This window comes from Streptomyces griseoruber (assembly GCF_001514205.1).
Taxonomy (GTDB): domain Bacteria; phylum Actinomycetota; class Actinomycetes; order Streptomycetales; family Streptomycetaceae; genus Streptomyces; species Streptomyces griseoruber.
On the sequence record NZ_KQ948766.1, the window covers coordinates 215,884 to 235,094 of the forward strand.

At 71.3% G+C, this 19,211-nt stretch carries 21 protein-coding genes; 9 read left to right on the plus strand and 12 right to left on the minus strand.

What is annotated here, in order from left to right:
• Window positions 1-84: 84 nt before the first annotated feature.
• The gene (locus AQJ64_RS13150; protein ID WP_055636135.1) at window positions 85-726 is read right to left on the minus strand and encodes a DUF6758 family protein; all 642 of its coding nucleotides are present in this window, start codon (window positions 724-726) and stop codon (window positions 85-87) included.
• Between the two features lie 126 nt (window positions 727-852).
• Here AQJ64_RS13150 and AQJ64_RS13155 point away from each other — a divergent pair, with 126 nt between their 5' ends.
• A complete protein-coding gene (locus tag AQJ64_RS13155; RefSeq protein ID WP_055636136.1) occupies window positions 853-2,064 on the plus strand; it encodes an MFS transporter in 1,212 nt (403 codons plus the stop codon).
• 73 nt (window positions 2,065-2,137) lie between these two features.
• Here AQJ64_RS13155 and AQJ64_RS13160 read toward each other — a convergent pair whose 3' ends face one another.
• A complete protein-coding gene (locus AQJ64_RS13160; protein WP_055636137.1) occupies window positions 2,138-2,722 on the minus strand; it encodes a suppressor of fused domain protein in 585 nt (194 codons plus the stop codon).
• Between the two features lie 467 nt (window positions 2,723-3,189).
• Between AQJ64_RS13160 and AQJ64_RS13165 the strand changes: the two genes are divergently transcribed.
• Window positions 3,190-4,335 (plus strand): magnesium and cobalt transport protein CorA, encoded by a 1,146-nt coding sequence (locus tag AQJ64_RS13165; RefSeq protein WP_055636138.1) that lies wholly within the window; start codon window positions 3,190-3,192, stop codon window positions 4,333-4,335.
• Window positions 4,336-4,369: 34 nt separating this feature from the next.
• The gene (locus AQJ64_RS13170) at window positions 4,370-4,882 is read left to right on the plus strand and encodes a hypothetical protein (RefSeq protein WP_055636139.1); all 513 of its coding nucleotides are present in this window, start codon (window positions 4,370-4,372) and stop codon (window positions 4,880-4,882) included.
• A gap of 90 nt (window positions 4,883-4,972) precedes the next feature.
• On the opposite strand, the gene AQJ64_RS13175 is transcribed toward AQJ64_RS13170, so the two are convergent.
• Window positions 4,973-5,722: a hypothetical protein gene (locus AQJ64_RS13175; RefSeq protein ID WP_055636140.1), complete on the minus strand. Its 750-nt coding sequence runs from the start codon at window positions 5,720-5,722 to the stop codon at window positions 4,973-4,975.
• A gap of 220 nt (window positions 5,723-5,942) precedes the next feature.
• Here AQJ64_RS13175 and AQJ64_RS13180 point away from each other — a divergent pair, with 220 nt between their 5' ends.
• From AQJ64_RS13180 to AQJ64_RS13190, 3 genes are read left to right on the plus strand one after another with little or no spacing between them, the layout of a single operon-like run.
• Entirely contained in the window at window positions 5,943-7,262 is a 1,320-nt protein-coding gene (locus AQJ64_RS13180) for a magnesium transporter MgtE N-terminal domain-containing protein (RefSeq protein WP_055636141.1), read from the plus strand.
• A complete protein-coding gene (locus tag AQJ64_RS13185) occupies window positions 7,252-7,866 on the plus strand; it encodes a DUF1003 domain-containing protein (RefSeq protein WP_055636142.1) in 615 nt (204 codons plus the stop codon). Before AQJ64_RS13180 ends, AQJ64_RS13185 begins: the two co-directional genes overlap by 11 nt.
• A 43-nt stretch (window positions 7,867-7,909) precedes the next feature.
• On the plus strand, window positions 7,910-9,043 hold the full coding sequence (locus AQJ64_RS13190; protein ID WP_055636143.1) for an Mrp/NBP35 family ATP-binding protein: 1,134 nt from the start codon (window positions 7,910-7,912) through the stop codon (window positions 9,041-9,043).
• A 101-nt stretch (window positions 9,044-9,144) separates the two neighbouring features.
• Here the strand turns inward: AQJ64_RS13190 and AQJ64_RS13195 are convergent, their stop codons facing one another.
• From AQJ64_RS13195 to sigE, 5 genes are all read right to left on the minus strand, one after another.
• On the minus strand, window positions 9,145-9,804 hold the full coding sequence (locus AQJ64_RS13195; RefSeq protein ID WP_055636144.1) for a hypothetical protein: 660 nt from the start codon (window positions 9,802-9,804) through the stop codon (window positions 9,145-9,147).
• A 138-nt stretch (window positions 9,805-9,942) separates the two neighbouring features.
• Entirely contained in the window at window positions 9,943-10,383 is a 441-nt protein-coding gene (locus tag AQJ64_RS13200; protein WP_055636145.1) for a sec-independent translocase, read from the minus strand.
• Between the two features lie 226 nt (window positions 10,384-10,609).
• Window positions 10,610-12,310, minus strand: coding sequence for a S1C family serine protease (locus AQJ64_RS13205; RefSeq protein ID WP_107120607.1), 1,701 nt, complete (start codon window positions 12,308-12,310; stop codon window positions 10,610-10,612).
• A gap of 90 nt (window positions 12,311-12,400) precedes the next feature.
• Complete coding sequence (locus tag AQJ64_RS13210; RefSeq protein WP_059202644.1) at window positions 12,401-13,351, minus strand: anti-sigma factor family protein; 951 nt, start codon at window positions 13,349-13,351, stop codon at window positions 12,401-12,403.
• Window positions 13,348-14,046 (minus strand): RNA polymerase sigma factor SigE, encoded by a 699-nt coding sequence (gene sigE, locus AQJ64_RS13215; RefSeq protein ID WP_055635246.1) that lies wholly within the window; start codon window positions 14,044-14,046, stop codon window positions 13,348-13,350. The genes AQJ64_RS13210 and sigE overlap by 4 nt, the downstream gene beginning before the upstream one ends.
• A 260-nt stretch (window positions 14,047-14,306) precedes the next feature.
• Between sigE and AQJ64_RS13220 the strand changes: the two genes are divergently transcribed.
• On the plus strand, window positions 14,307-14,981 hold the full coding sequence (locus AQJ64_RS13220) for an O-methyltransferase (protein ID WP_079061670.1): 675 nt from the start codon (window positions 14,307-14,309) through the stop codon (window positions 14,979-14,981).
• A 96-nt stretch (window positions 14,982-15,077) separates the two neighbouring features.
• Here AQJ64_RS13220 and AQJ64_RS45625 read toward each other — a convergent pair whose 3' ends face one another.
• Window positions 15,078-15,245, minus strand: a complete 168-nt coding sequence (locus tag AQJ64_RS45625; RefSeq protein WP_003966491.1) for a DUF3117 domain-containing protein — start codon at window positions 15,243-15,245, stop codon at window positions 15,078-15,080.
• 369 nt (window positions 15,246-15,614) lie between these two features.
• Between AQJ64_RS45625 and chcB the strand changes: the two genes are divergently transcribed.
• Window positions 15,615-16,406, plus strand: coding sequence for a 2-cyclohexenylcarbonyl CoA isomerase (gene chcB, locus AQJ64_RS13225; RefSeq protein ID WP_055635248.1), 792 nt, complete (start codon window positions 15,615-15,617; stop codon window positions 16,404-16,406).
• 55 nt (window positions 16,407-16,461) lie between these two features.
• Here chcB and AQJ64_RS13230 read toward each other — a convergent pair whose 3' ends face one another.
• Both AQJ64_RS13230 and AQJ64_RS13235 read right to left on the minus strand, forming a co-directional pair.
• Window positions 16,462-17,043 (minus strand): DNA-3-methyladenine glycosylase I, encoded by a 582-nt coding sequence (locus AQJ64_RS13230; protein WP_055635249.1) that lies wholly within the window; start codon window positions 17,041-17,043, stop codon window positions 16,462-16,464.
• Entirely contained in the window at window positions 17,040-17,393 is a 354-nt protein-coding gene (locus AQJ64_RS13235; RefSeq protein WP_055635250.1) for a DivIVA domain-containing protein, read from the minus strand. The genes AQJ64_RS13230 and AQJ64_RS13235 overlap by 4 nt, the downstream gene beginning before the upstream one ends.
• Window positions 17,394-17,524: 131 nt before the next feature.
• Between AQJ64_RS13235 and folP the strand changes: the two genes are divergently transcribed.
• Window positions 17,525-18,385, plus strand: a complete 861-nt coding sequence (folP, locus tag AQJ64_RS13240; RefSeq protein WP_055635251.1) for a dihydropteroate synthase — start codon at window positions 17,525-17,527, stop codon at window positions 18,383-18,385.
• 3 nt (window positions 18,386-18,388) lie between these two features.
• Here folP and AQJ64_RS13245 read toward each other — a convergent pair whose 3' ends face one another.
• Window positions 18,389-19,150 (minus strand): LOG family protein, encoded by a 762-nt coding sequence (locus AQJ64_RS13245; protein ID WP_055635252.1) that lies wholly within the window; start codon window positions 19,148-19,150, stop codon window positions 18,389-18,391.
• Between the last annotated feature and the right edge of the window lie 61 nt (window positions 19,151-19,211).

Here is a 19,211-nt window from a genome sequence, read left to right on the forward strand (position 1 = left end):
CCTCAGCATAGCCCAGATTCGAACACCGGATGTCACACCCGAAGCAGGGGTTCACCCCCTACAACAGGCGGGGCGCGCCACCCCTCACGGCTTGAGCAAGCGCGGCGAGAGCGCCCCGCAGGGCACCAGCTCGACCTCCGCCCCCGCATCCCGCAGATCCGTCAGCACCAGCTCGTCGTACATCAGCAGCCCGGCCTGCTCGGGCCAGATCACCGCCCACAGCCACAGCCCGCGGGCCTCCCCCGCGAACACGGCCCGGTCGTCCGGCACCCCGGAGACATGCCAGAGCGGCGTGGGCCGCCCGACGGCCAGCACCTTCGCCTGCGCGGGTTTCTCGACGCTCATGTACGGCCCCGGATCCGGCCCGTCGATCCCGGCGTACCGCGCACCGAGCCCCACCCCGAGCTCCTCCGCGACGAGGATCAGCTCGGCCACCCCGCCCAGCGGACCGGGCCCGGAGCAGGCGACCGCGGTCGCGCGACCGCCGCTGCGGTCGTCACCGGCGTACGTCACCCCCGTGAACAACCACCCGACCGGCAGCGGCCACGGCATCCACACGGGCACCTGGGTGCGGTGCACCACGACACTGAGGGCCTCGACGCTGGGCGGGATCACGGGCTGGAGTGGATGCACCGTCCCGTGCACATCGCACTGCCAGGAGTCGGAGAAGAGTCCGGGAGCCCTGACCCGGCCACCACACTTCGGGCAACTGGGTTCGCCCCTCATAGGGCCCCACGGTCCTACCCGAGCAGGCCCACGTCAAGGACGATCACCCGTCCGGCCGGAACGGGTTCACCGGAAACGGATGCATGTAGCTTGCATTAATTAGCCGACCTAACTTATCGTGTGTATATGCCAACCACTTCCGGTCTTCTGCGTCAGCCCAGGGCGGTGTGGGCGACGGCCGGCGCCTCCGTCGTCGCCTTCATGGGCATCGGACTGGTCGACCCGATCCTGCCGTCCATCGCGCAGGGTCTCGACGCCACCCCCAGCCAGGTCTCCCTGCTCTTCACCTCGTACTTCCTGATCACCGCGTTCGCGATGCTGGTGACGGGCTTCGTCTCCAGCCGGATCGGCGGCCGCAGGACCCTGCTGCTCGGGCTCGCGTTCGTCGTGGTCTTCGCGGGCCTGGCCGGCACCTCGGACTCGGTCGCCGAACTCGTCGGCTTCCGCGCCGGCTGGGGCCTGGGCAACGCCCTCTTCGTGTCGACGGCCCTCGCCGTCATCGTCGGCGCGGCGGCCGGCGGCAGCGCCGCCGCGATCCTGCTGTACGAGTCCGCCCTCGGCCTCGGCATGGCCTGCGGCCCCCTGCTCGGCGCGGTGCTCGGCGACGCGAGCTGGCGCTACCCCTTCTTCGGCACCGCGTTCCTGATGGCCGTCGGCTTCCTGTGCATCACGGCGTTCCTGAAGGAACAGCCGAAGCCCGCCCGGAAGACCTCGCTCCTCGACCCGGTGAAGGCACTCGGCCACGGCGGTCTCGCCTCCGCGGCGGCCTCGGCGTTCTTCTACAACTACACGTTCTTCACCGTGCTGGCCTTCACCCCGTTCGTGCTGGACATGACCCCCTACAAGTCGGGGGCGGTGTTCTTCGCCTGGGGTGTGCTGCTCGCCGTCTTCTCGGTGGTCGTGGCACCCCGGCTGCAGGAGCGGTTCGGCTCACTGAAGGTGCTCGGCGGCTCGCTGGTGCTGCTCGCGGCCGATGTGCTGGTCCTCGGCTACGGCTCGCACACCACGGCGATCGTCTGCACGATCCTGTCCGGCGCGTTCATCGGCGTGAACAACACCGTCTACACCGAGCTGGCGCTCGGCGTGTCCGACGCCCCGCGGCCGGTGGCGAGCGCGGGCTACAACTTCGTGCGGTGGTTCGCCGCGGCGGCCGCGCCCTACTTCGCGCCGAAGATCGAGGAGTGGACCGACCTCCATGTCCCGTTCGTGGTCGCGGCGGTCACCGCGGTCCTCGGCGCGGTCGTGGTCGCCGTACGGCGCAAGGCCCTCACGCACGAGGCCGAGGAGCTGACGCTGCGACACGCCACCGAGGACTCGGTCGGCGTCTTCGCGAACTGACGGGCCCGCGGACCGGCGGACCTTGCCAACCGAAGGTTTTCGGCCACCGGTTGGTGACCTTCCTCACGAAGCGTCAGTCGAGCGGGACGGACCTGCGGGCGGGATCCCGGAGGTCCGTCCCGTTCGTCAGCCAGCGTTCCTGGAGGGCCTGGGCGCCGTGCACCCGCTTCCAGGCGGCCTCGTTCGGGGTCATGGGGAGCAGGGGGAGGAAGCGGACCGGGTCGAGCGGCTCGTCCAGATCCAGATCCTCGACCAGGCCGCCCGGTTCGGCGACCAGGACCGAGGTGAAGGGGGCGCCCGGCCACAGCGGTTCGCCCACGTCCAGGGAGGCGCCGGGCGCCACGACCACCCCCTCGACCTGCGGAGACGCGGCGAGCACGGCCAGCGGGCGGAGCACCTTGTCGGTCTCGGCGAGTCCGCCCCGCACGGAGAGGACCAGTTCGGCGCGGGGGCCCTTGACGGGGTCGGCGAGCACCGCGGTGGGGTCCGTCATCGGCTGCGCAGACATGCCGAGCGTGGCGTAGCGGACGATGTCGCCCTCGTGGAAACGGAGCACCTCGACACGGTCCGTACCGAGGAAGGTGACCGCCGCGCGGGCGTCCGGCTCGCCCAGCGCCGTACGCAACCGGGCCTCGACGAGAGGAAGAACATCAGCCATGTCGCGAGCATAGAACTCGTCAGTACCGGGCAAAGCAGCGCCTTGACACTTCAGGCGGCTGATATTCTGGACCGGTCGTCAGGGGCAGCACGCAGAGCGTCGCGATCTCGCCTTGACGCCGAAGGGACTCCCTTACGAGGGACCGGCTGGAGGAGGTGGGGCTGTCATGGATCGAAGTCACCCGTGCAGTACCACTCGCTCTTCCGGCCGCTGATACAGCCGCTCCTGGTTTCGGCTGACCGCCGCCTTTCCCGCTCGCGTCTTCACGCGGAAGAGCACTTCGTTTCGTTTTGCCTGATCTGTCTGATCTGAAGCAGTAGCTGAATCAGCAGCGAAACTCGCCACCGCGACGGTGCGGTGCTCCCCGCTTTGTGGACGTGCCAAACATCCGAAGCAGGACGTCCCCATTCCGGGTAGTTCCACCCGTCACCACGGCCTTTCGTTGCCCGACGCGAAGGAGCCCTGCCATGTCGATGATCCGCGACCTGCGTGCCGTGGTCCGTCCGGCCCGCCCCTCCCTGCTCAAGGGCGGCGTCCGCAAGGGCGGTGTCCGCATGGACACCGGCGCCTACGACACCACCCGCGACCCCGCGATGCCGTCGGCCGTCGTCGACTGCGCCGTCTACCGCGACGGCGCCCGTGTGGAGTTCGGGCACGCGCTGACCCCGCAGGAGGCCATGCGCCAGGTACGGCGCGACGGCGGCTTCGTGTGGATCGGTCTGCACGAGCCGACCGAGGCCGAATTCTCCGGCATCGCGGGCGAGTTCGGGCTGCACCCGCTGGCCGTGGAGGACGCGGTGCAGGCCCACCAGCGCCCCAAGCTGGAGCGCTACGACGACTCCCTGTTCACCGTCTTCAAGACCATCCACTACGTCGAGCACGACCGGCTGACCGCCAACAGCGAGGTCGTGGAGACCGGTGAGGTCATGTGCTTCACCGGCAAGGACTTCTTCATCACCGTCCGGCACGGCGGCCAGGGCTCGCTGCGCGCGCTGCGCCACCGCCTCCAGGACGACCCCGAGCTGCTCGCCAAGGGCCCCTCGGCGGTGCTGCACGCCATCGCCGACCACGTCGTCGACGGCTACATCGCGGTCGCCGACGCCGTGCAGGACGACATCGACGAGGTCGAGACCGAGGTGTTCTCGCCGGGCCGCAAGGGCACGCCGCGCGGCACCGACGCCGGCCGGATCTACCAGCTCAAGCGTGAGGTGCTGGAGTTCAAGCGGGCCGTCTCCCCGCTGCTGCGGCCGATGCAGCTGCTCAGCGAGCGGCCGATGCGGCTGGTCGACCCCGACATCCAGAAGTACTTCCGGGACGTCGCCGACCACCTCGCCCGCGTCCAGGAGCAGGTCATCGGCTTCGACGAACTGCTCAACTCCATCCTCCAGGCCAACCTCGCGCAGGCCTCCGTCACCCAGAACGAGGACATGCGCAAGATCACGTCGTGGGCGGCCATCATCGCCGTACCGACGATGGTCTGCGGGGTGTACGGCATGAACTTCGACTACATGCCGGAACTGCACTGGAAGTTCGGCTACCCCGTCGTCATGACGGTCATGGTCGGGATGTGTGTCGGCATCCACCGCACCCTGAAGCGCAACGGCTGGCTGTGACCGGCCCCGGACCGGTCCTGACTAGGCTGGGCCCATGACTAGCGAGCTGCTCGACCAGGCCCTCGTCGAGGAGGCCACCAAGAAGTCCGGCCTCATCTGGGTCAGGGGCGCGGGCGAACCGGCCGCGCGTGCGCTGTGGCACGCGTGGCACGAGGGCGCGGCCTGCGTCGTCGGCGACGGGCCCGGCGAGCAGCCGCTGCCCGGGCTCGCGGAGGGCGGCTCGGCCGAGGTCACCGTCCGCAGCAAGGACAAGGGCGGCCGGCTGGTCACCTGGACGGCGACGGTCGTCCGGCTCGAGCCCGGGTCCGAGCGGTGGGAGGCGGCTGTCGCCGAGCTGAAGGGCAAGCGGCTGAACGCGTCCGACGGTGAGGCCATGCCGGCGCGCTGGGCGCGGGAGTGCAGGGTGCTTCGCCTGGAGCCGACGGGGGGTGTGGTGCCGTTGCCCGACGGGGATCTGGCGGCGCGGCCTGTGCCGTCACCGGCCACCACGCGGGAGGCGGTCCCTGCGGGGCTGCACCGGTTGCTGCTGCGGCGGCGAAAAAGCTAGGAGAAAGAGCCGGTACGTCGGCTGCGGGGCGGTGGGGGCTTGTCGCGCGGTTCCCCGCCCCCCTGAGGGAGGGCTCTGCGCGCGCCTCCCTCAGGATGTCGGGAGCTGTTTGCCGTAGTCCACCGTTTCGCCCTTCTCCGGTTCCTCCAGGGCGAAGTCCTTGCCCCAGGAGGAGAAGGTCAGGGTGCCTGCGCCGCCCGCCCGGACCAGGCGCAGGGGGTACGGCTCGCCCTCCAGGGAGACGTCCAGGGTGCCGCCGTCGCCGCCGTCCCCGGTGATGCGGATGGTGCGGGTGCCGGACTGCTCGTGGTGACCGTCCGTCTTCACCGAACCGTGCAGGGTCAGCAGACCGTCGAGAAGGAGGTCCTTGTCCGTGAAGACGCTGAACTTCTTGTACGAGGGGTCCCCCGACGGCACCTTCACATACTTGCCGTCGAGCTTGTCCGCGGCGGCCGTGTCCTTGGCGTCGTCGTCGGACGTGCCGTCCTCATGGGTCCAGAACGCCGAGTCGGCCTTCAGGAACAGCTGCTCGCCGACCCGCAGCAGATGGAAGGTGGCCCCCTGCGAGGTCACCGACCCGGTGCCGCCGTCCTCCTTCAGCCGCATGTCGAGCCGGTACGTACGGCCGCTGGTGACCACGGTCCCCGACAGCTGCACCGCGTCCACGGCCCCGGCGGCCTTCTTCGTCCTCGCCTGGATCTGCGCGGCGGGCAGCTTGCCCACCCCGTTCGTGCCCGCGTCCGGATCCTCGCTGCACCCCGCTCCCAGGCCCACGACCAGTGCGCACATCGCGCTCACCAACGCGGCCCGGCGGGTACGGCTCTGGGGAATCGCAGTCACAGAGACGGCTGCCTTTCTGCGGGGGTGTGCTGAGCGGCGTACGGCAGCGTACCGGGGTCCCGGACCGTCCTCGGAACGGGTCCGTCCGGACCGCTCACCAGGGCGTATCCGATCGGGACGGGCTAGCCTGAAGCCCGCAGGAGCGGGCAATTGGGAAGGCGATTCGGAAAACGAATCCAGCAGCACCGCAGTACGCAAAAGGAAGCAGGGAACCACAGCCATGGCAGCCGGTGCCCCCCGGATCTTCGTCTCGCACCTCGCCGGTGTCCCGGTCTTCGACCCCAACGGCGACCAGGTGGGCCGCGTGCGCGACCTGGTCGTCATGCTGCGCGTCGGACGCCGTCCCCCACGGCTGCTCGGCCTGGTCGTCGAACTGTCCACCCGGCGCCGTATCTTCCTGCCCATGACCCGGGTGACGGGCATCGAGTCCGGCCAGGTCATCACCACCGGTGTGCTCAACGTCCGCCGCTTCGAGCAGCGGCCCACCGAGCGGCTCGTCTTCGGCGAGCTGCTCGACCGGCGGGTCACCCTCGTCGAGAGCGGCGAGGAGGTCACCGTCCTCGACGTGTCCGTGCAGCAGTTGCCGGCCCGCCGGGACTGGGAGGTCACCCGTGTCTTCGTCCGCAAGGGCAAGAAGGGCGGCGCCTTCCGGCGGGCCAAGGGCGAGACGCTCACGGTCGGGTGGTTGTCGGTGACCGGGTTCTCCCTGGAGGAGCACGGACAGGGCGCCGAGAGCCTGCTCGCCACCTTCGAGCAGCTGCGCCCCGCCGACCTCGCCAACGTCCTGCACCATCTCTCCGCCAAGCGGCGCGCCGAGGTCGCCGCCGCCCTCGACGACGACCGTCTCGCCGACGTCCTGGAGGAGCTGCCCGAGGACGACCAGATCGAGATCCTCGGCAAGCTGAAGGAGGAGCGCGCGGCGGACGTCCTGGAGGCCATGGACCCCGACGACGCGGCCGACCTCCTCGCCGAGCTGCCGACGGCGGACCAGGAGCGGCTGCTGAGCCTGATGCAGCCCGACGACGCGGCCGACATGCGGCGGCTGATGTCCTACGAGGAGCACACGGCCGGCGGTCTGATGACCACCGAGCCGATCGTCCTGCGCCCCGACGCCACCGTCGCCGACGCCCTCGCGCGCGTCCGCAACCCCGATCTGTCCCCGGCGCTCGCCGCCCAGGTCTACGTCTGCCGCCCGCCCGACGAGACCCCCACCGGCAAGTACCTGGGCACGGTGCACTTCCAGCGGCTGCTGCGCGAGCCGCCGTACACGCTGGTCAGCGCGGTCCTCGACGACGACCTCCAGGCGCTCGACCCGGAGGCGCAGCTGCCGGTCGTCGCCGGGTTCTTCGCGACGTACGACATGGTCGCGGCGCCCGTGGTGGACGAGGCGGGCGCGCTGCTCGGCGCGGTCACCGTGGACGACGTACTCGACCACATGCTGCCCGAGGACTGGCGGGAGACGGAGTTCCACCTGAACGACGAGTCGGACGACGAGACGGGCGACACGTCGGGCAAGGGGGTGGTCCCCCATGGCTCCTGAGCGTGACGGCACGCGGGAGAACGCGCGGGAGCGCACTCCCACCGGCGCGACCGCGACCACCCGCCCGCGCGCCCGGCTCGACCAGCCGCGGCCGCCCCGGCGCCGGCTGCTGCCCGAGTGGGACCCGGAGGCCTTCGGCCGGCTCTCCGAGCGCATCGCGCGCTTCCTGGGCACCGGGCGGTTCATCGTCTGGATGACGGTCGTCATCATCGTGTGGGTGCTGTGGAACATCTTCGCCCCGCACGACCTGCGCTTCGACAACTATCCCTTCATCTTCCTCACCCTGATGCTGTCCCTCCAGGCGTCCTACGCGGCCCCGCTGATCCTGCTCGCGCAGAACCGGCAGGACGACCGCGACCGCGTCAACCTCGAACAGGACCGCAAGCAGAACGAGCGGTCGATCGCCGACACCGAGTACCTCACCCGGGAGGTCGCGGCGCTGCGGATGGGCCTCGGCGAGGTCGCCACCCGCGACTGGATCCGCAACGAGCTGCAGGACATGCTCAAGGAGCTGGACGGCCGGCGCGACGGCCACGGGGGTCACGAGGGCAAGGTGGTATTCCCGGCAGATCGGTCGCCGGGACGTGACGCAGACGACCGCTGAGGGGCTGGCCGCGGGCCCCCGGGGGCGCCGTACCATCGTCCTTATGGCTAGCGAAGACGCGGTGCGCGAGGCACTGGCGACGGTGAACGACCCCGAGATCAACCGACCCATCACCGAGCTGGGGATGGTCAAGTCGGTGGAGATCGGCGCGGACGGAGCGGTCGCGGTCACCGTGTACCTGACGGTCTCCGGCTGCCCTATGCGCGAGACGATCACCCAGCGGGTGACCGAGGCGGTCTCCGGGGTCGAGGGCGTCACCCGCGTCGACGTCACGCTCGACGTGATGAGCGACGAGCAGCGCAAGGAGCTGGCGAACGCCCTGCGCGGCGGGCAGACCGAGCGCGAGGTCCCCTTCGCCAAGCCCGGCAACCTCACCCGGGTCTACGCGGTGGCGTCCGGCAAGGGCGGCGTCGGCAAGTCCTCGGTGACGGTGAACCTGGCGGCGGCGATGGCGGCCGACGGTCTCAAGGTGGGCGTGGTCGACGCGGACATCTACGGCCACAGCGTCCCGCGCATGCTCGGCGCGGACGGCCGGCCGACCCAGGTCGAGAACATGATCATGCCGCCGTCGGCGCACGGCGTGAAGGTCATCTCCATCGGCATGTTCACGCCGGGCAACGCCCCGGTGGTCTGGCGCGGCCCGATGCTCCACCGCGCGCTCCAGCAGTTCCTCGCGGACGTCTACTGGGGCGACCTGGACGTCCTCCTCCTGGACCTCCCGCCCGGCACCGGCGACATCGCGATCTCGGTGGCCCAGCTGGTCCCGAACGCGGAGATCCTGGTCGTCACGACCCCGCAGCAGGCGGCGGCCGAGGTGGCCGAGCGCGCGGGCGCGATCGCCGTCCAGACCCACCAGAAGATCGTCGGCGTGGTCGAGAACATGTCCGGCCTGCCCTGCCCGCACTGCGGCGAGATGGTCGACGTCTTCGGCACGGGCGGCGGTCAGCTGGTCGCGGACGGCCTGACCCGCACGACGGGGGCCACGGTCCCCGTGCTCGGCTCCATCCCGATCGACGTCCGCCTCCGCGAGGGTGGCGACGAGGGCAGGCCGGTGGTCCTGACGGACCCGTCCTCCCCGGCGGGCGCGGCGCTGCGGGCGATCGCAGGAAAGCTCGGGGGACGGCAGAGGGGTCTGTCGGGACTGTCCTTGGGGATCACCCCGAAGAACAAGTTCTAGAAACAACCGACCTCGGGGTCAGCCGACCTCGGGGTCAGCCGACCTCAGGGGCGCGGGGAACTGCGCGACCAGCCACAAGCGGCCCGCAGTTCCCCACTGGCCTACGCGTACTCCGCGATGTCCTTCACCACCGAGAACCCGAGCCCGTACGCGCTCATGCCCCTCCCGTACGCCCCGAGGTGCACCCCCTGCTCGGTGGACCCGGCCAGCACCCACCCGAACTCCGACTCGCGGTAGTGGAACGGCGTGGGCACACCGTCCACCGGCAGGGAGAGGCTGGACCACTCCGGCCCGGCGAGATCATCCGCCAGCGCCCACGCCGTCTCCGTCTGCTGGTCCAGCCAGTCGTCGCGCAGGCTGTGGTCCATCTGCCCGGGCCAGGTGAAGGACAGCAGCCCCACCCCCGCCAGCCAGGCCGCCGAGGACACCGAGGTGGCCTCCAGCAGGCCCGTCCCGTCGGCGCTCCTGCGGGACGGATTCGCGGCGACGGTCACGACGACCGCGAACCTCCCCCGGTCCTCCCCGGCCGTCTCGTGCCGTACGGAGGGTTCGTCACCGTGTCCGATGGAACCGTGTTCGACGGCCCCGTCGGCCGCCGTCCCCACCTGCATCAGCCAGCGCGGCCCCGTGAAGGCCTCGTCGAGGCCGTACCACGGGAAGGGCGCCTCCAGGTAGCCGTCGACGGTGCGCCGAGCGGAGGGGACCTGCTGTCCACCCTCCGCGGCCGGCACCTGTTCGACTGCCCGACTCGTCGTCTCCATGCCCGGACGCCTCCTCGCTCTCGACGGAACGGTCCGGCCCGCCCCCCTTCGGGCGTACTCGTCCGCTCCGCACAACAACCAGGCAGCATAGCCACCCGGTCACGAACAGCGGGGAAGGCGGCCGTCAGGCGGCGAAGATCACGTGGCGTCGAAGTCGAAGGGCGGGCGGTCGTCCTTGCCCGGCTCCTCGGGCTTCTTCGTCATGTCGATGCGCCCGCCGGACGAGGAAGAGGAAGAGGAAGAGGAAGAGTCCGTGTCGCGGCTGTGGACGGCCTCGGTGACCTCGGCCATCTCCTTCTTGATGTCGAAGCCGTTGCGGATCTCCTTCAGCCCCAGCTCGTCGTTGTCGAGCTGCTTGCGGATGAAGGTCTTGGGGTTGAGATCCTCGAACTCGAAGTCCTTGAACTCCGGCCCCAGTTCGGCGCGGATGTCGTGCTTGGCGCTCTCGGAGAACTCACGGATCTTCCGGACGGTGCGCATCACGTCCTGGATGACCTTCGGGAGCTTGTCCGGACCGAAGACGAGCACGGCCAGGACGACGATCGTCACCAGCTCGAGCGGTCCTATGTCATTGAACACCTGAAGCTCCTTGGGATGTCCGCGGTCCTCGGCCCTCGGCGGTCAGGTCAGGTCTTCCGTGGTCCGGGCCGGGTCCACGGTACCTGTCGCACCTGTCCGACCGGTACTGTCCCGCGCTGCCCGACCGGGTGCGCACGGCCGGTTTTCCGCGTTGTTTGCCTTGTGGGAGGGGGTTTTGGGGTCCGGTCTGTGAGGTTTCTGTCAATCGCTGTGCACAGCCTGCTGCTCAGTCGCCCTCAGCGGATCCCAAGACCAGGGAGAGCGTACGTTCCCTGCCGTCGCGTTCGACGGTCAGCTCCAGGCGGTCGCCGGGGCGGTGGGCGCGGGTCTTGACGATCAGCTCGGTGCCGGAGTGGACCCGGGTGCCGTCGACCTCGGTGATCACGTCCCCGGCCTGGATGCCGGCCAGCGCGCCGGGGCCGCCCGGGGTGACCGGGGCACCCGCGTCGCCGCCCTTGGTGCTCACCCGGGCGCCGTCGCCGGCGTAGTCCAGGTCGAGGGTGACACCGATGACCGGGTGGGTCGCGTGACCGGTGTTGATCAGCTCTTCGGCGACGCGTCTGCCCTGGTTGACGGGGATGGCGAAACCGAGGCCGATCGAGCCGGCCTCGCCGCTGCCGGAGTCGGAGCCGTCGGCGGCGGAGCGGATCGCGGAGTTGATGCCGATGACCCGGCCCCGGGCGTCGAGCAGCGGGCCGCCGGAGTTGCCGGGGTTGATGGGGGCGTCGGTCTGCAACGCGTCGACGTACGACACGTCGCTCGCGTCGCCGCTGTCGCCGCCGGCCGTGATGGGCCGTTCCTTGGCGCTGATGATGCCGGAGGTGACGGTGCCCTCCAGATCGAAGGGGGCGCCGATGGCGACGACCGGGTCGCCGACCTGGACGCCGTCGGAGTTGCCGAGCGGGAGCGGCCGCAGGCCGCTGACCCCCCTGACCTTGACCACGGCGAGGTCGTAGCCGCTGTCCCGGCCGACGACGTCCGCCTTCGCGCTCTGGCCGCCGCTGAAGACGACGGTTATCTCGCCGTCGCCGCCGGCGGGCTCCACGACGTGGTTGTTGGTGAGGATGTGGCCCCTGGTGTCGAGCACGAACCCGGTGCCCGTGCCGGACTCCTCGCTGCCGCTGACGTGCAGCGTGACGACACTGGGCAGGGCGCGGGCCGCGATGCCCGCGACGCTGTCCGCGGCGCGCCCGGTGGGCTCCGCGGACGCCTGCGGCAGCTTCACCCCGCCGAACCCGCCCTTGCGCTCCAGCTGAGCTCCCACGACCCCGCCGAGCACCCCGGAGGCCAGCGCCAGCGCCAACGCGCCCCCGACGATCCGCTTCCGCACCTGCCGCCGCCGCTCCCCCTCGCTGAGCACACCGACACCGGTCTGCTGCAACGGGCCGGCGGGCACGGGGGCCCAGGGGTCGTAGCGGTGCCAGGGGTTGTCGGTGGCGCCGGGGCCTTCAGGGACTCCGGGGACTGCGGGGCCCCCGGGAGCCGAGGGGGACGCCGGGTCGGGCGTGGCGGCTGCGGAAGCCGGGAGCGCTGCCGGGGGCAGGGCCGGGTCCGTGGCCGCGACCGGCGCGGGTGGTTCCATGCCGGACGGTGCGGCAGCGGGCTGTACCGGGGCCGGGGTGGGCGCCTGCGCCTGCGTGGTCGCCGGGTGCTGGACGGGCGGTGCGGGGGCCCAGGGGCCCGGGTGGCCGTAGGGCGGGGTGCTGTAGGGGTCCGGGTCGTGCAGCGGCTTGGGAGGCTCGTCGGCGGCCGCAGCGGGAGCCGGAGGCGCCGCCTCGGAGGACGGCTCCGCGGCAGCCACGCCGTCCGCCGCGCCCCCGGTGGGCAACGGCAGGTCCAGTTCGTAGTCCCCCTCGTCGGCACCGGCGCCCACGCCCACCCCTTCGGCCCTGTCGCCGCAGGCCCCCTTCGGCGTCCCCTCGTCCATGCTCTCCCCACAGTCGGACCCGGTCACGGCCGGGTGGAACCCCGCCTCCTGGATTCAACCAGGTTCACGATGGACCGGCGCAGGGACCGGTCAGCGGGGGTAGTGGGAGGGCGGGGAGGCGACGGGGGCGGAGGTGGTGTCGGGGACGGGTGCGGCGAGCAGGCCGGGGCCGGTGATCTCGGGGGCGGTGGCCCAGGAGGTCACGGCGATCGGCGGGGTCGTAGCGAGCGGACGTATCAGCGGGGACATGGCCGCCGCTCCGGCCATCACCGGGGTGGTGAGCCGGTGCAGGACCGTCTGCTCCGCACGGCCGGAGGCCGGGGAGGGCACGCCGGGCAGCAGCGGGGCGGAGACCTCGGTCGGCGCCGCGGGGGTGCCGAGGAGCTGGCCGCCCTGGGCGAGCAGCGGTCCGGTGGCCCGGCGTCGCTGGTTCTCGGTCGTGGCGGAGCCCGAGCCCGGGGTGCGGGCCGGTGTCACATTGCTCCCGCCGCTTCCGCCACGCGCGTCCGCCGCGGTGTCGACGGGCGCACCGGTGTTCATCCCGCCGAGGGCGATCGCGGCCAGCGACACCGCGCCGGCGGCGACGAAGGCGAACCGCAGACCGCGGGAACGCTCGCCGTCCCGGCCGACGGGGTGGATCCGGAAGCCGCGGTCGGCCGGCGCCAGCGCGGAGCCGTGGTCGCCCGTGGGCAGATAGCCGAAGGAGAACGGCTCCTCCCGGCTCACCCCGAAGACGCCGTCACCGAAGCCTCCCCTGCCCAGCGGCGTACCGCCGCCGTCCGGGTCACCTCCTGCGGGGAGCCCCTGGAGACGGGCCAGGAAGCTCTCGGAGGGGGCGGGCGGGGCCACTTCCGCGAAGACGTTCTTCAGCCGGCGCTGGGCGTCGACCTCGGCCTTGCACTTCGCGCAGGTCGCCACGTGCGCCAGGACGCGCTCACGGGTGTCATGACCGAGTTCGCCGTCCACGAGGGCGGAGAGCCGGTCTCCCAGATGCTGTTCTGCGAGGAGCCCCTCTACGGGGGTGCGTCGGGTTCCAGTCACGCGGTCGCGCCCCCTCCTCCCAGAGCGGGCACCCGGGACACGAAGGAGCGGCGCTCGGCGCGCGCCTTCGGGGAGCGGTGGGCGAGGGCCTTGCGCAGCTGCGAGCGGCCGCGGTGGATCCGTGAGCGGACCGTGCCCAGCTTGACGCCGAGGGTCGCGGCGATCTCCTCGTACGACAGTCCTTCGATGTCGCACAGGACGACCGCGGCGCGGAACTCCGGCGCGAGGGTGTCGAGGGCCTGCTGGACGTCCGCGTCGAAGTGGGCGTCGTTGAAGACCTGCTGCGGGGTGGGCTCCTTGCTGGCCAGCCGCTCGGCCGCGTCCTCGCCGAGCGCGTCGAAGCGGATGCGCTGCTTGCGGCGGACCATGTCCAGGAACAGGTTGGTGGTGATGCGGTGCAGCCAGCCCTCGAAGGTGCCGGGCGTGTAGGTCGACAGGGAGCGGAAGACGCGGACGAAGACCTCCTGGGTGAGGTCCTCGGCGTCGTGCTGGTTGCCGGTCAGACGGTAGGCGAGCCGGTAGACCCGGCCGCTGTGCATGCTGACGATCTCCTCCCAGGTGGGCGGAGTCCACGCCTGCCCGTCCGCGTCGGTGGAGAAGGTCGCGGTCTGGGCGTAGTCGCCGGCGTGACGGTGGTCAGCGGTGTCGTTCACGGATTTCGGCCTGCCCGCCGATCCGAGAAAGCGCCGCAGCACTCCTCCCCGATCCACAGGTGCAGCCGCACCTCCCCTGTCGGCTCTGGTGGTGTCCAGTGGAGCCCCTACCATAGCCACCTCGCCCGTTAGCTCCGGATAAGCGGTTTTACGAGAATTTGATCTGTGCTGATACGGCTCATACGGCTGCGTCAGCACTTGCTCGACGTCTCGTCCCTCGTCGTGATCCAACTGTGTCCCCCGGTCGTCGTTCCCACCCCTTCAAACGCCCGGTCCCATCTGCGGGTTCCCGGCACCAACGGATACAGTCACGCCGAGGCAACCAGCGGGGACAGGAGAGGGTCATTACCGGCAACCGGCAGGCAAGCTGGGCGTTCGCCGACGCCTACGCCGCCGAGGACGACGCGCTGCGCTGGGCCCGTGACCGGGCCCGCGAGGCAGGGCTGCGCTCGGTGTCGCCCAGCACCGGCGCCGCGCTGCGGCTGCTCGCCGCCACCGTGGACGCGAAGGCGGTCGCGGAGATCGGTACCGGCACCGGCGTCTCCGGGATCCATCTGCTGTACGGCATGCGCCCCGACGGGGTCCTGACCACCGTGGACCCCGAGCCGGAGCACCAGCAGTTCGCCCGGCAGGCCTTCCGCGCCTGCGGCTTCGCCAGCAACCGGGCCCGGTTCATCCCCGGCCGCGCGCTCGACGTGCTGCCCCGGCTCGCGGACGCCGGCTACGACCTCGTCTTCTGCGACGGCGACCGGCTGGAGTTCCTCGACTATCTCGCTGAATCGTTGCGTCTGCTGCGCCCGGGCGGGCTCGTGGTCTTCGAGGGGGTCTTCGCCAACGGCCGCACGGTCGACTCGGGCCCGCAGCCCACGGAGGTCATAAGGATCCGGGAGCTGCTGCGGGCGGTGCGCGAGAGCCAGGAGCTGGTGCCGTCCCTGCTTCCCGTGGGGGACGGCCTGCTGTGCGCGGTCAAGCGCTGACCACTGGGCCGTACGGGCGAGGCGCCCCCGGTACGACAGCGGCCCCGGCACCCAAGAGGATGCCGGGGCGACTGAAAGGGTATGGTCGCTTGCGCGTCAGCCGACGACCTTCTTGAGGGCGTCGCCGAGCGCGTCGGCCTCGTCAGGGGTCAGCTCGACGACGAGCCGACCGCCGCCTTCGAGCGGAACGCGCATGACGATGCCCCGCCCCTCCTTGGTCACCTCGAGCGGGCCATCGCCCGTCCGCGGCTTCATGGCCGCCATGCTCGTTCCCCTTCCTGAAACCAGCTCACGTCATAAGCCGACGGCCCTGGCAGGGCACGCGCGATCCAGCGTGGGACACGCGACACCGGCATCGAACACATTGCTTCCCGGCCATTATCCCGCATCTCAGGACCCGATGACCAACATCAGTAGGCATCGCTTGGGCAACGCGCGCGAGCAAAACCACTCAATTCGGCGATGTGGCTGCGATACTGCGCCGCCGCACAGACACCCCCGGTCCGTAAACCGGGTCGATTTCTTTGACGCAGGTCACACGTCACGTCCGGTCCTCGGACGCCATGCTGTTCTCTGGTGACCGCGCCGACACACAGGCGGACACCCAAGCCGACAGACATGAGGGGATACGCCATGGCCGACACCGTGCTCTACGAGGTGAGCGACGGGCTCGCGACGATCACGCTGAACCGCCCCGAGGCGATGAACGCGCTGAACGTGGCGGCCAAGGTCGCCCTGCGGGAGGCGGCGCGCGCGGCGGCGGACGACACCGGGGTGCGGGCGGTGCTGCTGACCGCCGCCGGGGACCGGGCCTTCTGCGTCGGCCAGGACCTCAAGGAGCACATCGGGCTGCTGGCCGAGGGGTCGGGGCACGTCATGAGCACGGTCAAGGAGCACTACAACCCGATCGTGCGGGCGCTGACGGAGGCGGCGAAGCCGGTCGTCGCGGCGGTGAACGGGGTCGCGGCGGGCGCCGGCTTCGGGTTCGCGCTGGCCGCGGACTACCGCGTCGTCGCCGACACCGCGTCCTTCAACACCTCGTTCGCGGGGGTCGCGCTGACCGCCGACTCCGGCGTCTCCTGGACCCTGCCGCGGGTGGTCGGGCCGGGGCGGGCGACGGATCTGCTGCTGTTCCCGCGCACCATCTCGGCGCGGGAGGCGTACGAGCTGGGGATCGCGAACCGGGTCGTCCCCTCCGCCGATCTGCGTGCCGAGGGCGAGAAGGTGGCGCGGGCGTTGGCCGCGGGACCGACCGTCGCCTACGCGGCGCTCAAGGAGGCCGTGGCGTTCGGGTCCTCGCACTCGCTCTCCGAGACGCTGGAGAAGGAGGACGAGTTGCAGGCTCGCGCGGGGGCTTCCGAGGACCACACCATCGCGGTTCGGTCCTTCGTTCAGAAGGAGACGCCCAAGTTCATGGGCCGCTGAGGTCGTACTGCGACTGCGACTGCGGGTGCGTGGGGGCTGGTCGCGCCCACGCGGCCTAAAGGGCGCTTCTCCTCACGCAGGTTTCCAAGTGGTCGTTCACCAGGCCGCACGCCTGCATCAGCGCGTACGCCGTCGTGGGGCCCACGAAGCGAAGGCCCTTCTTCTTGAGGGCCTTCGACAGGGCTGTCGACTCGTCCGTCACCGCCGGGACGTCCGCGAGGGTCCTCGGCGCCTTGCCCGGGGCAGGGGCGTGGGACCAGATCAGCTCGTCCAGGTCGCCCGGCGACCAGCCGAGCAGGACCCGCGCGTTGGCCAGGGTCGCGTCGATCTTGGCTCGGTTGCGGATGATGCCCTCGTCGGCGAGGAGGCGTTCGCGGTCCTCGTCGGTGAAGGCGGCGACCGAGGCGATCTTGAAGTCGGCGAAGGCGGTACGGAAGCCCTCGCGGCGGCGCAGGATCGTGATCCAGGACAGGCCGGACTGGAAGGCCTCCAGGCTGAGGCGCTCGAAGAGGGCGTCGTCGCCGTGGACCGGGCGGCCCCACTCCTCGTCGTGGTACGTGATGTAGTCGGGCGTGGACAGGGCCCAGGGGCAGCGCAGGGCGCCGTCGGGGCCGGCGAGGGCGGCGCCGTCGCTCACTGCCCGTCCTCCGGTGCGGGCTTCTCGAAGGAGACATGGGGCCGGGCCGGGGACTGGGCGCCGGCGAGGGCGGTCTCCAGGACGGCGATCCGGGCGTCGCGCTCGGCGAGCTCGGCGGCGACCCGGTTCAGGGCGTCGTCGACGTCCTCCATGCGGTAGCCGCGGACGGCGAGCGGGAAGCGGAGCCGGTCGACGTCGGACCGGTCGAGCGGACGGTCCGGGGGCAGCGGGTCGTGCAGCCGCTCGGGGGCCACCTCGGGCAGCGGGCCGGTGCCCTCGCCGCCGCCCACCACGGCGAGTGTCACCGCGGCGACCACCACGGCGAGCGCGATGACCAGGAACAAGAACATAACCATCGGTGGGTCCCCAGGCTCGGTGTGCTCGATCTCGGATGTGTGTGGGTCCGATCGTGCCATGTGAGCCCGGCGGTTAGGGTCACAGGCGGTGGATGTGCGGCAGGTACTAGGAGAGGTCACAGGCGATGCTCAGGCTGGGCAGGCGTGAATTCGGGGCCCGTGAGCCGGTGATCATGGCGATCGTGAACCGGACCCCTGACTCCTTCTACGACCAGGGGGCCACCTTCCGCGACGAGCCGGCGCTCGCCCGGGTGGAGCGGGCCGTGGCCGAGGGGGCCGCCATCGTCGACATCGGCGGGGTGAAGGCCGGGCCCGGTGAGGAGGTGACCGCCGAGGAGGAGGCGCGGCGCACGGTCGGGTTCGTGGCGGAGGTGCGACGGCGCTTCCCGGACGTGATCATCAGCGTGGACACCTGGCGGGCCGAGGTCGGCGAGGCGGTCTGCGAGGCGGGCGCGGATCTGCTGAACGACGCGTGGGGCGGGGTGGATCCCGGGCTCGCGGAGGTCGCCGCACGGTACGGGGCGGGGCTGGTGTGCACGCACGCGGGCGGTTCGGAGCCCCGGACACGGCCGCACCGGGTGACGTACGACGACGTCATGGCGGACATCCTGTCGGTGACCCTGGGGCTGGCCGAGCGGGCCGCCGAGCTGGGGGTGCCGAGGGAGTCGATCCTGATCGATCCCGGACACGACTTCGGGAAGAACACCCGGCACAGCCTGGAGGCGACCCGGCGGCTGCCGGAGATGGTGGAGACGGGCTGGCCGGTGCTGGTGTCGCTGTCCAACAAGGACTTCGTCGGGGAGACGCTGGACCGGCCGGTGAAGGAGCGGGTGCTGGGGACGCTGGCGACGACCGCCGTGTCCGCGTGGCTCGGTGCGCAGGTGTACCGGGTGCACGAGGTGGCGGAGACCCGGCAGGTGCTGGACATGGTGGCGTCCATCGCGGGCCACCGCCCACCGGCGGTGGCCCGACGCGGACTCGCGTAGCGGCTAGTCGCGGGCCGCTTCCTTCGACACCAGGGCGACCGCCTCGTCCACGTCGTCCGTGACGTGGAAGAGGAGGAGGTCCTTCTCGGCCGCCTTGCCCTGGGCGACCAGCGTGTTCTTCAGCCAGTCGACCAGTCCGCCCCAGTACTCCGTGCCGAAGAGGACGATCGGGAAGCGGGTGACCTTCTGGGTCTGGACGAGGGTGAGGGCCTCGAAGAACTCGTCCAGGGTGCCGAGTCCGCCGGGCAGGACCACGAAGCCCTGCGCGTACTTCACGAACATCATCTTGCGGACGAAGAAGTAGCGGAAGTTGAGGCCGATGTCGACGTAGGGGTTGAGGCCCTGCTCGAAGGGGAGCTCGATGCCGAGGCCGACCGAGGTGCCGCCCGCCTCGCAGGCGCCCTTGTTCGCCGCCTCCATCGCGCCCGGGCCGCCGCCCGTGATCACCGCCCAGCCGGCGTCGACGAGGGCGCGGCCGAGGCGGACGCCCGCCTCGTACTCCGGGGAGTCGACGGGTGTCCGGGCGGAGCCGAACACACTGATCGCCGGGGGCAGTTCGGCCAGGGTGCCGAAGCCCTCGATGAACTCCGACTGGATGCGCAGGACGCGCCAGGGGTCCGTGTGGACCCAGTCCGAGGGGCCTCCCGCGTCGAGCAGCCGCTGGTCGGTGGTGCTCGCCGTGACCTGCCCCCGCCGTCGGAGGACCGGTCCCAGCCGCTGCTCGTCCGGCGGCTGCTTCTTCCCCTCGGGGTTTCCGGTAGCCATGTGCGCTCCCTCCGCTTGCAGGTCTTTCCGTGCCAGCGTAGATCCACCCGGGTTACGGACG